The organism is Microbacterium sp. (assembly GCF_031988965.1).
GTDB lineage: Bacteria > Actinomycetota > Actinomycetes > Actinomycetales > Microbacteriaceae > Microbacterium.
This window is the reverse complement of sequence record NZ_DALZXX010000077.1, coordinates 2386-14114: the sequence shown is the minus strand read 5'-3', so window position 1 is coordinate 14114 and position 11729 is coordinate 2386. Positions and strand designations below refer to the sequence as shown.

The window sequence follows — 11729 nt, the reverse complement described above, 5'->3', positions numbered from 1 at the left end:
TGCGCGGCTATCGCCGTCGTCGCCGTGCCGGGGCGTCGTCGGCGCCGGGCGAACCGCGAGGGATGAGAAGGTAGTCGTTGGCGCACGCGCGGACGGACGGAGGCACGCCATGGCGGTAGGGGTGAAGGACGTCGCGGCCGCGGCCGGCGTCTCGGTCGGCACCGTCTCGAACGTCTTGAATCAGCCCGAGCGCGTGTCCGCGCGAACCGTCGAGCGCGTGCAGCGGGTGATCCAGGAGCTCGGCTTCGTGCGCAACGACGCCGCCCGTCAGCTGCGCGCCGGTCGCAGCCGCAGCATCGGACTCGTCGTGCCCGACATCGGCAACCCGTTCTTCGCCGAGGTCGTGCGCGGAGCGGAGGATCGTGCGGCGGATGCCGGCATGACCGTGCTGCTCGGCAACAGCGACGAGCGTGATGAGCGGCAACTCGCCCATCTCGAGCTCTTCCAGGAGCAGCGGGTGAATGGCGTGCTGCTGACCCCGGCGTCCGACGATCTCTCGACCGTGCATCGATTCGCCACCGGCGGCATGCCGGTGATCCTCGTCGACCGCGAAGTCGAGGAGGGGTTGCTGCCGTCGGTGTCGGTCGACGACGTCGAGGGCGGTCGTCTCGCGGCCGAGCACCTGCTCTCGTCGGGGCGGCGCAGGCTCGCTTTCGTCGGAGGACCGCAGTCAGTGCACCAGGTCGCCGATCGTCTCCGCGGAGTGCGGACGGCGGTCGCCGCCCACCCCGACGCGTCGCTCGAGGTGTTCGAGCAGTCGGCTCTCACGGTGCTGCAGGGCAGAGCCGCGGGGGAGGAGATCGTCGCGCGCTCTGCGGATGTGCGTCCGGATGCCGTGTTCGCGGCGAACGACCTGCTCGCCGTCGGGCTCCTCCAGGCGTTCAGCTTCGGCGCCAGCATCCGCGTGCCCGAGGACATCGCGATGGTGGGCTACGACGACATCGACTTCGCCTCGGCGACCATCGTGCCCCTGAGCTCGGTGCGTCAGCCCGCGAGGCTGCTCGGGTGGACGGGTGTCGACCTGCTGCTCAAGGAGCTCGACGGCGTGGAGCACGACAGGCGCGTGCGGTTCCAGCCCGAGCTCGTCGTGCGTGAGTCCAGCTCCGCGGGCATCCCCGGACACTGATCGAAGCCGACGGAGTCGACTGAGACGACACGTCGCGACCCGTTCTGCGGAACGTGCCGCGTGTCGTCTCGGGCCGCGTCGCGGTCCTCGCTCGACGATCGGTACGGCGATTCGTGACTGCCGCTCGAACCCGTTATGATTGCAGGGTGCATCCGGTCTTCACGGAGCGGATGCCTGGAGACGTCGCATAGTCCGGCCGAGTGCACCACCCTGCTAAGGTGGAGTCCCCTCACGGGGACCAGGGGTTCAAATCCCCTCGTCTCCGCAGTGAAAACCCGATGAGAGTCTATTTCTCGGGTCTGTGTCTATCCGCCGTACGAACCGTCGAGAACCTCGACGACGTTCTGCGAATCGGGGTACTTCACGCGGGTCTCGACGTCATCATGTCCGAGATCGGCGCAGATCGACGCGATGCTGTCGAGATGCTCATTGAACGAGTCCAGGTCTTCGGGCAGGATGACGGTCTTCGTCTCGAGTTCGGGCGCAGCGTCGCCGGCGGCCGCGATGGCGTTCTTCAGGTCGCCGTCGGGCAGCGAGATGCCCTCGCGCAGGTGATCGCCGGCCGTCACCAGAGCCGTCGGATCCGCGGAGATCATGCTGCTGTTGGCCTGGGTGGCCACCGTGTCGACCCACGAGCACGCGCTGTCGTTCAGCGCCGATGCCGTCTCGTCGTCCATCGCCGGCGTGCAGGCCGACAGTGCGAGAGCGAGGAGGGCGACAGAGAGAACTGAGACGGATCGACGCATGACGACGACGCTAGCAAGCGTGTGCTCAGGGGTGTGTGCCGATCTCCTGCGCGGCGATGGCCTTCGCCAGGTACGAGGCCGTCATGTTCCCGCTCACTGACGCGACGGCGCCCGGAGTCCCCTGAGCCACGACCGATCCTCCGAGATCTCCCGCGCCGGGACCCATGTCGATCACCCAGTCGGCCTGCGCGACCACACGCATGTCGTGTTCGACCATCACGACCGTGTTGCCGGCATCCACCAGGTGCTGCAGGTGCACGAGCAGCCGATCGGTGTCGGACGGATGCAGTCCCGAGGTGGGCTCGTCGAGCAGGTAGAGCGTGTCACCGTGCTGAGCGCGCCGCAGCTCGGACGCCAGCTTCACTCGCTGCGCCTCGCCGCCGGAGAGTTCGGTCGCCGACTGGCCCAGCGGCAGGTACCCGAGCCCGACGTCGAGAAGGGCATCGGTGTGTCGAACGACCTCGGCGTCGTCGGCGAAGAGAACACGGGCGTCGGTCACGGTCATGGCGAGGACGTCGGCGATCGTGTGCGCGTGCAGCTCGATCTCGAGCGTCTCCGGGTTGTAACGGGTGCCGCCGCATGTGCTGCAGGGGGCATGGACGGTGGGGAGGAAGAGCAGCTCCACCTCGACCGTGCCTTCGCCCTTGCAGGTGGGGCACCGCCCGCTCGTCAGGTTGAACGAGAACCGGCTGGCGGCGTATCGCCGCCGGCGGGCTTCCGGTGTCGCGGCGAACAGGGCACGGACGCGGTCGAAGAGCCCCGTGTACGTGGCCACGTTCGATCGCGACGTGCGACCGATCGGCTTCTGGCTGACCTGCACGACGCGCCGCACGCGGCCGGCGGGTCCGGACGCACGGCCCGTGGTCTCGGCCGTGGGCGAGGAGAACAGCGGATCCGCTGTCGCGCTGCTCTGCTCGTCGCCGGATGCATCGGCCACCGAGCCGTCCACCTCGCTCGACAGGCTCCTCTGCAGCAGATCGGGCAGGGCCTGGGTGACGAGGGACGACTTGCCCGACCCGGAGACCCCCGTGACGGCGGTGAGGCAGCCAAGGGGGATCGACACCGAGACGTCGCGGAGGTTGTTCCGTGCGACGTCCGTGAGCACCAGCTCGCCGTCGGCCTCGCGAGTGGTGGGCCTCGATGGCGTCGGCTGATCGGCGCGCAGATCGTCGGCGAACAGGTAGCGCCGGGTCTGGGAGTGCTCCGCAGCTCGGAGCCCGTCGATCGGGCCCGAGTAGACGATCTCGCCCCCGGTGACTCCCGCACCCGGGCCGATGTCGACGATCCAGTCCGCGTGCCGGATCACGTCGAGGGAGTGCTCGACGAAGAAGACCGTGTTGCCCGAGTCCCGGAGGGAGCGGAGGATGCGCACGAGCGCCTCCCCGTCGGCGGGATGAAGACCGGCCGAGGGCTCGTCCAGCACGAACATGACCCCGAACAGCTGGGAGAGCACCTGGGTCGCGAGCCGCATGCGCTGCAGTTCCCCCGATGAGAGGGTGGGAGTCGACCTGTCCAGCGAGAGGTACCCCAGACCGAGCTCGATGATGGGCGAGACGCGATCCCGCAGCTCGTCGACCAGTCGTTGCGCCGCGAGCTGCTTCTCGGGAGCGAGGGCCTGCCCACCGGAATCGCCGAGGACCGACCCGCCGTGGGACGGATCGAGTGCCGTCTCGAGCAGAGCCGCGAGGTCGGCGAGCGGCATCCCGGCCATCTCCGTGATGTCGAGACCGGCGAACGTCACGGCGAGCGCCTCCGGCTTCAGCCGGCGTCCCTCGCACATCGGGCAGCGGACGCTGACCATGAAGCTCGCCGCCTTCTCGCGCATCTTCGCGCTCTTCGAGTTCGCGAAGGTGTTCAGCACGTACTGCCGCACGCCGACGAAGGTGCTCATGTACGACGGCTCGATTCCTGCCGCGACCGCCTTGCGCACCTGCGCAGGACCGCGGTCGGTGAACACCGGCACCTGAGGGGACTCCTCGGTGTACAGCACCCACCGGCGCTGCTCCTCGGGCAGGTCTCGCCACGGGATGTCGATGTCGTAGCCGAGCGAGATCAGGCTGTCGATGAGCTGCTTGCCGTGCCACGCGCGCGGCCATGCGTCGAGAGCACGGTCGCGGATGGTCAGCGACTCGTCGGGCACCATGAGGTGCTCGGGCACGTCGTACACCTGCCCGATCCCGTGGCACTGCGGGCACGCGCCCTGCACGGTGTTCGCGGAGAAGTCCTCGGCGAACAGCTGTTCCGCGCCCTGCGGGTAGGTGCCGACGCGCGAGAACAGCATGCGCACGACGTTGCCTATCGATGTGGCACTGCCGACGGTTGATCGAGCGCTTCCCGCGGTGCGCTGCTGGGGGAGGGCCACCGCCGGGGGCAGTCCTGCGATGGCGTCGACGTCGGGGATGTCGACCTGGCTCATCAGGCGCCGCGCGTAGGGCGCCACCGACTCGAAGTATCGACGCTGAGCTTCGGCGTAGAGGGTGCCGAACGCGAGGGAGCTCTTTCCCGAACCCGAGACTCCCGTGAAAGCGACGAGAGCGTCGCGGGGTATCGCGACGTCGACGTCGCGAAGGTTGTGCACACGTGCTCCGGTCACGACGATCGCATTCGACGTGCCGGAGAGCTTCGACGGTGGGGTCCCGCCCATCATGGACCTCTTCTCGTTGACTCTGCTCCACGCTACCCGGCCCCTCCGACTTCGTCGGCGTCCTTGACAGTGGCCGGCGTGAGCCGAAGAGTTCCTTCCGACGCCGAGATGACGCCGGAGTGCGGCGCCCGCCGGGTCGTGGCCGGCAAGCGCTATCCTGAACGCGACCCCACCCTGCATAGGAGCATCCTTCATGCCCATCGCCGCTGATGACCCCCGCCTGACGTCTCCGTACGAGGCGTCCCCCACCCGCTACAAGGATGTGCCGTTCCAGCGCGCAGGCTCCAGCGGCGTCCAGCTGCCCAAGGTCTCGCTCGGGCTCTGGCAGAACTTCGGTCGCGACCGTACGTTCGACAGCCAGCGCGAGATCGTGCTGCACGCGTTCGACCGCGGCGTCGTCCACATCGACCTCGCCAACAACTACGGCCCGCCCTACGGCTCGGCCGAGTCGACGTTCGGTGCTGTTCTCGACAGCGGCCTGGCGCGCTACCGCGACGAGCTGTTCGTGACGACGAAGGCCGGGTACGACATGTGGCCGGGCCCGTTCGGCGACGGTGGCTCCCGCAAGTACCTGACCCGTTCGCTCGAGCAGAGCCTCACGCGCATGAACACCGACTACGTTGACGTGTTCTACTCGCACCGGCCCGATCCCGAGACGCCGCTCGAAGAGACGGTCACGGCACTCGCCGACATCGTGCGCAGCGGCAAGGCCCTCTACGTCGGCATCTCGAACTACCCCGCCGAGCTCGCTCGTCGCGCGTACGAGCTGCTCGCCGAGCAGGGTGTGAAGCTGCTGCTGCACCAGCCGCGGTACTCGCTGTTCGACCGCACCCCCGAGGCCGAGCTGTTCCCGGCTCTGCGCGAGCTGCAGGTCGGCAGCGCCGTGTTCTCGCCCCTCGCGCAGGGACTGCTGACCGCGAAGTACATCGACGGCGACGTGCCCGCCGACTCCCGGGCGGCCAACAGCCACTTCCTCAACGGTTCGGCGCTCACCGACAGCTACCTCGAGCGCATCCGCGGCATCGACCGTGTCGCGAAGGACGCGGGCCTCTCGATCCCGCAGCTCGCGATCGCGTGGGTGCTGCGCGACCCCGTGGTGACCACCGCGATCATCGGTGCGTCGCGTACCGGTCAGATCGACGACGCCGTCGCCGCCAGCCAGGTCGTGCTCTCGGTCGACGTCATCGCCGCACTCGAGGAGTTCGCGGCCACGCCCGGCGCCAGCGTGGTCTGAGCCGCACCGACGCCGTCATGTCGCGGCGGTGAAATCCTGTCGCACGAGGGCCTTGCCGTTGGGGAGCGAATACTCGCGAACGAGAGTCGCGACGAATCCGCTCTCCGACAGGGCATGAGCCAGTTCTTCGGGGTCGACCTCGGTCGCGATCGATTCGATGCCTTCGAAGGCCGCCGCGTGCTCCGTCGCGCTGACGATCCCGACGCCCTCGTTCGTCTGCGTCGCGCAGGAGAGAACGCCGATCGATGAGGCGTTGAGCGCCGCGAACGCGGCGAACTCCGCGACGCCGATGTACTCGACGATCAGGTTGGCGATGAGCAGCCGGGTGGGCGGGATGACGAACGCGCGGTCGACCGAGCACTCCGTCAGCACGAGCCGCTCCCCGAACCGCTCTCCGAACCGCGCACGGCACGCCTCGAGGTAGTCCGCGTTGACGTCGTACCCCCAGACGGTGTCGACCGATGCGGGGTCGATCACATCGAGCCCATTGCCGCCCGCGACGCCGAGGACGCCGATGGTCCTGGCAGGGTTGTCAGCGATCTGCTCGGTCATGATCTCGCGCAGTCGCTCGAGCTGGCCCACCTCGGCGTGCCTCATGTGGGACTCGTAGACGTCGAGACGGACGTCGTGCCAGGGGTTCGTCTCCATGGATTCACCCTAGGGTTTCCGGCGCCCCGCAGCCGTCCCGTCGATAGAGTCGGAGCATGACTGCGACGACGGTGTTGTTCATCGGTGGAACCGGAATCATCTCCTCGGCAGCGAGCGCGCTCGCCGCATCCCGGGGTATGGAGGTCACTCTCCTCAACCGAGGGCAGTCGCGTCGGGAGCCGGCCGAGGGTGTCGAGGTGCTCACGGCGGACATCTCGGATGCCGCGGCCGTCGACGCCGCGCTCGCCGGCCGTGAGTTCGACGTCGTCGCCGACATGATCGCGTTCACCCCCGAGCAGGTGCAGCGCGACATCGACCGGTTCGAGGGCCGCACGGGGCAGTACGTCTTCATCAGCTCGGCGTCCGCGTACCAGAAGCCGGTGGCGCGCCTCCCGATCACAGAGTCCACGCCCCTGCGCAACCCGTTCTGGCAGTATTCGCGCGACAAGATCGCCTGCGAAGACCTGCTCACGGCCGCGTATCGCGATCGGGGGTTCCCGGTGACGGTCCTGCGCCCGTCCCACACGTACGACAGGTGGACGATCCCCGCGTTCGGCGGGTGGACGGCGATCGACCGCATCCGTCGCGGTGAGGAGATCATCGTGCACGGCGACGGGACGTCGCTGTGGACGCTCACGCACTCGAGTGATTTCGCGGTCGGCTTCGCGGGCCTCCTCGGCAACCCTCTCGCGTACGGCGACACCTTCCAGATCACGAGCGACTTCGTCTACACCTGGAACGAGATCTACGGGATCCTCGGACGCGCGGCCGGTGCAGAACCCAGAATTCGATACGCGACGAGCGCGGCGATCGAGGATGCGGCACCCGAGCGTGCCGGTCAGCTCCGGGGCGACATGGCGCACTCGGTCGTGTTCGACAACACGAAGATCCGCAGCATCGTGCCCGACTTCACCCCGGTCGTGCCGCTGCACACCGCCGCGCGCGAGATCATCGACTGGCACGATGCGCACCCGGAGCTGCAGCGGGTCGACCCAGCGATGAACGCCCTGTTCGACCGCCTTCTCGCCTGATCCGCTCGGCAGCTGACCCGGGGCACGACGAGACCTCCTGCCGTGAGCGAGGCCCCGGCTCTCCACGCGGGGCTCCCGCGCCGACCTGGGTCTCACCCGCTCTCACGGGTGCCGTATAGCCTCGGCGCATGGGTCTCGACGCTGAGGCTATTGGCGCTCGCGGTGGCGCGTGTGATGCGCTGAAGGAGTGGTGAGCCCGAACGAAGACATCCCCGACGACGACGCGTCGATCGACTCCCGGTCCGAGATCAGCGCTCGAGGCGCGCATCGCCGACGCATCCGACGTCGACGTGCCGCGGTGATCGCGGGTGCGCTCACGGTCGCGCTGGTGGGCGCCGCCGCCGTGGCCGTCGCGAGGCTCGACGCCAACGTCTCGACCGCCCCGATCCGACCGAGCTCATCATCGGCGCCGACCGGCGATGAGCAGGCGGATGCCGCCGACGACGGCGACCTCAACGTGCTGCTGCTCGGCTCCGACAGCCGCGACCTCTCCGATGAGACGTTCGGTGTCGGAGACGGTACGAAGCGCAGCGACGCCATGGTGCTCGCGCACTTCGCGGCAGACCGATCGCGCATCGACGCGATCCAGCTGCCCCGCGACACCCTGGTGGATCTGCCGGTGTGCGACGACCTCGGCGACGGCGCCCGTTCGGCTGGTCGCGGCATGCTGAACTCCGCGCTGAACAACGGGCCGGCGTGCTCGGTGGCCGCAGTCGAGGCGCTCACGGGCGTGCGCATCGACCATTTCATGGAGCTCGACTTCGAGGGCTTCGAGCGGATGGTCGATGCTCTCGGCGGAGTGGACGTCTGCCTGCCCGAGCCGCTGTCCGACGGGCACGCGCAACTCGACCTTCCGGCCGGGCCGCAGATCGTCGACGGCGCTCAGGCCCTCGCGCTCGCCCGCACTCGTCACGCGCTGGCCGACGGCAGCGACATCTCCCGACTCGGTCATCAGCAGATGGTGATGTCCGCGATCGTGCAGGAGGCGACGCGCACCGACGTCCTGACGAATCCCGTGAAGCTCTACTCGTTCCTCGACGCGGCGACGTCGTCGACGACGGTCGACCCCGGGCTTGCGGGCATCCCCTCGTTGATCTCCCTCGCCACCCGTGCCGCTCAGGTCCCGCTGTCACAGATCGTGTTCCTGACGATGCCGTGGGAGCCTGCTCCTGGTGACGCGAACCGCGTGGTGGCGAGCGCGGATGCGGGGGTCGTCTTCCGCGCGGTCGCGGACGATGTGCCGATCATCCTCGCGGGCGACGACACTGCGGCCGTTCCCGATCGCTCCGCGCCGATCGCGGTGCTCAACGGCAGTGGCGTCGCCGGCCTCGCGGCGAGCGTGGGCGACGAGGCGGCGGCGCTCGGCTACACCGTCGCCGTGCGCGGCAATGCGGACGCGGCGCTGGACGTGACCCGCCTGGTCGCAGACGCCGGCGTCGAATCGCAGGAGACCGCGGCGAACCTGGCGCTCGAGTTGGGCGTGCCGCTGAGCGTCGAGGTCGGCGAGACCCACGGAGTGCAGTTGCTGCTGGGGGCCGACTACGAGGAACTGCCGAGGGAGACCGCAGAGGAGCCGCTGCCGTCCCGACCGATCGAGGCGACCTCCCGCGGGGCGGACGTCGACCTGTGCGCGGCATGACGGGCGATGCGGCGGCCCAGGACTCAGCGCGCCAGTTCGAGGAACTCCGCGAGCGCGGGGTTCTGAATCGAGGCGGGAACATGGATGAGCCCCACCGCGCGCTCCGTCGCGGTGGGAAGCTCGATGACGACGCCCCCGAGACGCGGGGCTGACGATGCGAGGATCTCGGGCACGATCGTGATCGCTCCCGATGCGACGGCGAGTGGCACGAGGGAGTCGCGCTGCGTCGTCGTGATCACGCGGGCGGGTGAAGCGCGCAGTTCGCGGTAGACGGAGTCGGTCAGTGCGCGGATCGATGTGCCACGGGGCAGGGTGACAAGGGTGCGATGCGCCAGGTCCTCTCGACGGAGCCGACCGGCTCCGGTGGCATCCTCCGGGAGCACTGCGACCATCACCTGCGAGGGCAGCGGCTCGGCGTGAAGGTCGCTCGGGATCCGCTCGATCGTGGTGATGGCGACGTCCGCACGACCGGTGCGCAGGGCCTCGACGATGTCGGTGGGCTCCTCGAGACCGAAGACATCGATGCGCACGCCGGGGTGCAACCGGTGGAACCTGCCGATGAGATCGGGCGAGACGGCGGCCACGAGCGAGGGCAGGCTCGCGATGCGGAGGGTGCCCGTCGTCAATGCTCGCGTGGATGCCGACATCGAGCGGATCGTCGCGACCTCACCGAGTGCGCGGCGACCGGCGGTGAGGGTGTTGCGCCCCGCATCGGTGAGCTCCCTGGCTCGGCCCGCGGCGACGAACAGCTGTGTGCCCAGGGTCGTCTCGAGGGTCTGGATGCGCCGGGACAGAGATGGCTGCGAGATGCCGAGCACGTCCGCTGCAGCGGTGAAGGAGCCGTGATCGACGACGGCGACGAGCGCCTCGATCTGAGAGAGCGTGATGCCTGCGCCGGTCGTCTCGGTTCGCGGTGTCACCTTCTCAGCCTACGCGTGGCCTCCGCGTACGGCGCGACCGCCGCCACTGCACGAACCCCGCGCCCGAGCACGAGACCTGCCGCCTGGACGCGGGTCACACGCGCGGATGCGGGTCTCGCACACACGCGGTTCGCGGTCAGCCGGCGGCGAGCACGGCGAGCACGTTGCCCGCAGGGTCGCGGAACCAGGCGATGTCGGGGCCGCTCTCCGGTCCGCCGTGCAGGATGCCCTTGGCATCCGTCGCGAACTCCGAGTCGTCGTAGATCTTCGTCACGACGCCGCGTCCGTTGAGGTCGTCGACGGCCGCCTCGACGTCGTCGACGGGGAAGTTCAGGATCGTGAAGCTGGCGGGCTCGTGATTCGGCTTGGCGTAGACGAGGATCGATCCGCCGTCGGGCAGATGGATGTCGAGGAACCCCATGGCGTTGGTCGTGACGTCCAACCCGAGGGTGTCGCCGTAGAAGGAGCGGGCGGCGTCGATGTCGTCGACACTGAATCCGCTGAACGCGTGCGTGGTCTGGAATGCGGTCATGCGTTCAGCATGCGCCGGTCGTGACGGGCTGTCCAGCCCCTCATGGGCGCACCTGGTTCACGAGCGATTCGCCGGCGGCGAGGCGCGTGATGTTCGCGTCGATGAGCGCGCTGGCACCGACGGGCCGGTTGCCGGCCACGTGGGGCGTGATCAGCAGGTTCGGCGCATCCCACAGCGGATCGGATGTCGGAAGCGGCTCGGATGCCGTGACGTCGATCGCTGCCGCGCGCAGCCGTCCCGACTCGAGCGCACCGATCAGGGAAGTCTCGTCGACGGTCGCACCGCGCCCGACGTTCACGAAGGCAGCGCCGGGCTTCAGCGCGGCGAAGACAGCCGAGTCGAACAGACCCGTCGTCGCCTCGGTCGCGGGGAGGATCGACACGAGCACGTCGGTGTCGGCGAGCACGGCCGCCGCATCGGCATCCGCGTGCACCGGGTACCCCGACCGAGTGCCGGCCGAGCGGGCGATGCCCTGCACATCGGCGCCGAGCGCGGTGAGCAGGGGCGCCAGTGTCGACGCGATCGACCCGAACCCCCAGATCGTGACGCGCGCTCCGGCGAGCGTGTAGGCGCCCTGCGAGCCGCGTGCGCTCTGCTCGTCGTTGAAGTCCTCGTCCCAGCGGTGCTCGCGCTGCGCGTCGTGCAGTCGATCGAGGCGGCGCACCGCGCTCAGGATCAGCGCCAGCGCGTGCTCGGCGACCGGTCCGTCGTGCAGCGAACGACCGGAGCAGATCCGCACGTCCGGTCCGAACCCGGCGTTCAGCACCACGTCCGCACCCGACGCGAGTGCTTGCACGAGTCGCAGGTCAGGCAGAGAGCGGGCGGCCTCCTGCAACCAGGATGCACTGTTGTGCCACACCACCAGCATCTGCGCGTCGCGGTGCTCGGCGGGGATGTCGGAGCGGATGTCGTACACCACGACCTCGGCGTCGGCGGAGACCTGCAGGGTGATGGTGTCGGGGATCAGGATCTTCATGGTGCCTCCACGCTACCCACTGCCATGGGTGAGTCGGTCGACTCGCGCCACACGACCGTGAGCAGATCGTCTGGTCGTTCTGGAGCCTCGAGCCCTCGCACCGCGGCGATCAGACGCTGCATCGACCACGCTCCGAGCCGCTCGCGGTCCTGTGAGACCGTCGTCAGTGCGGGCACCAGGAACGCGCTCTGGCTGTGATCGTCCCATCCGGTCACGGCGACGTCGGCCGGCAG

At 69.1% G+C, this 11729-nt stretch carries 11 protein-coding genes and 1 tRNA gene; 5 read left to right on the top strand and 7 right to left on the bottom strand.

What is annotated here, in order from left to right; genetic code table 11:
• Positions 1–109 precede the first annotated feature (109 nt).
• Complete coding sequence (locus RTM68_RS12390; RefSeq protein ID WP_312171319.1) at positions 110–1126, top strand: LacI family DNA-binding transcriptional regulator; 1017 nt, start codon at positions 110–112, stop codon at positions 1124–1126.
• A 176-nt stretch (positions 1127–1302) separates the two neighbouring features.
• Positions 1303–1391 (top strand) — tRNA-Ser (locus tag RTM68_RS12385).
• Between the two features lie 40 nt (positions 1392–1431).
• On the opposite strand, the gene RTM68_RS12380 is transcribed toward RTM68_RS12385, so the two are convergent.
• Together RTM68_RS12380 and RTM68_RS12375 are read right to left on the bottom strand one after the other, a co-directional pair.
• The gene (locus tag RTM68_RS12380) at positions 1432–1872 is read right to left on the bottom strand and encodes a hypothetical protein (protein WP_312171316.1); all 441 of its coding nucleotides are present in this window, start codon (positions 1870–1872) and stop codon (positions 1432–1434) included.
• A gap of 25 nt (positions 1873–1897) precedes the next feature.
• The gene (locus RTM68_RS12375) at positions 1898–4519 is read right to left on the bottom strand and encodes an excinuclease ABC subunit UvrA (protein WP_312171314.1); all 2622 of its coding nucleotides are present in this window, start codon (positions 4517–4519) and stop codon (positions 1898–1900) included.
• Between the two features lie 190 nt (positions 4520–4709).
• Here RTM68_RS12375 and RTM68_RS12370 point away from each other — a divergent pair, with 190 nt between their 5' ends.
• Positions 4710–5750 carry an aldo/keto reductase gene (locus RTM68_RS12370; RefSeq protein WP_312171312.1) on the top strand — a complete coding sequence of 347 codons (1041 nt, stop codon included), beginning with the start codon at positions 4710–4712 and terminating at the stop codon, positions 5748–5750.
• A 15-nt stretch (positions 5751–5765) separates the two neighbouring features.
• On the opposite strand, the gene RTM68_RS12365 is transcribed toward RTM68_RS12370, so the two are convergent.
• Positions 5766–6398 carry a hypothetical protein gene (locus tag RTM68_RS12365; RefSeq protein ID WP_312171311.1) on the bottom strand — a complete coding sequence of 211 codons (633 nt, stop codon included), beginning with the start codon at positions 6396–6398 and terminating at the stop codon, positions 5766–5768.
• A 56-nt stretch (positions 6399–6454) separates the two neighbouring features.
• Here RTM68_RS12365 and RTM68_RS12360 point away from each other — a divergent pair, with 56 nt between their 5' ends.
• Together RTM68_RS12360 and RTM68_RS12355 are read left to right on the top strand one after the other, a co-directional pair.
• Positions 6455–7429, top strand: a complete 975-nt coding sequence (locus tag RTM68_RS12360) for an NAD-dependent epimerase/dehydratase family protein (RefSeq protein ID WP_312171309.1) — start codon at positions 6455–6457, stop codon at positions 7427–7429.
• A 190-nt stretch (positions 7430–7619) separates the two neighbouring features.
• Complete coding sequence (locus RTM68_RS12355; RefSeq protein ID WP_312171308.1) at positions 7620–9068, top strand: LCP family protein; 1449 nt, start codon at positions 7620–7622, stop codon at positions 9066–9068.
• A gap of 23 nt (positions 9069–9091) precedes the next feature.
• Here the strand turns inward: RTM68_RS12355 and RTM68_RS12350 are convergent, their stop codons facing one another.
• The 4 genes from RTM68_RS12350 to RTM68_RS12335 form a co-directional block, all read right to left on the bottom strand.
• Positions 9092–9988 (bottom strand): LysR family transcriptional regulator, encoded by an 897-nt coding sequence (locus tag RTM68_RS12350; RefSeq protein ID WP_312171306.1) that lies wholly within the window; start codon positions 9986–9988, stop codon positions 9092–9094.
• Positions 9989–10124: 136 nt separating this feature from the next.
• Complete coding sequence (locus RTM68_RS12345; RefSeq protein ID WP_312171304.1) at positions 10125–10520, bottom strand: VOC family protein; 396 nt, start codon at positions 10518–10520, stop codon at positions 10125–10127.
• A 40-nt stretch (positions 10521–10560) separates the two neighbouring features.
• On the bottom strand, positions 10561–11496 hold the full coding sequence (locus RTM68_RS12340; protein WP_312171302.1) for an NAD(P)-dependent oxidoreductase: 936 nt from the start codon (positions 11494–11496) through the stop codon (positions 10561–10563).
• Positions 11493–11729: substrate-binding domain-containing protein (locus tag RTM68_RS12335; RefSeq protein ID WP_312171300.1), on the bottom strand; the 237-nt coding region annotated here is incomplete at its 5' end. The genes RTM68_RS12335 and RTM68_RS12340, both read right to left, overlap by 4 nt.

Excerpts from the sequence above, each read along its gene's own strand:
- RTM68_RS12390 (WP_312171319.1), top strand. The coding sequence starts at position 110 with ATGGCGGTAGGGGTGAAGGACGTCGCGGCCGCGGCCGGCGTCTCGGTC.
- RTM68_RS12340 (WP_312171302.1), bottom strand. The coding sequence starts at position 11,496 with ATGAAGATCCTGATCCCCGACACCATCACCCTGCAGGTCTCCGCCGAC.
- RTM68_RS12365 (WP_312171311.1), bottom strand. The coding sequence starts at position 6,398 with ATGGAGACGAACCCCTGGCACGACGTCCGTCTCGACGTCTACGAGTCC.
- RTM68_RS12375 (WP_312171314.1), bottom strand. The coding sequence starts at position 4,519 with ATGATGGGCGGGACCCCACCGTCGAAGCTCTCCGGCACGTCGAATGCG.
- RTM68_RS12380 (WP_312171316.1), bottom strand. The coding sequence starts at position 1,872 with ATGCGTCGATCCGTCTCAGTTCTCTCTGTCGCCCTCCTCGCTCTCGCA.
- RTM68_RS12360 (WP_312171309.1), top strand. The coding sequence starts at position 6,455 with ATGACTGCGACGACGGTGTTGTTCATCGGTGGAACCGGAATCATCTCC.
- RTM68_RS12345 (WP_312171304.1), bottom strand. The coding sequence starts at position 10,520 with ATGACCGCATTCCAGACCACGCACGCGTTCAGCGGATTCAGTGTCGAC.
- RTM68_RS12370 (WP_312171312.1), top strand. The coding sequence starts at position 4,710 with ATGCCCATCGCCGCTGATGACCCCCGCCTGACGTCTCCGTACGAGGCG.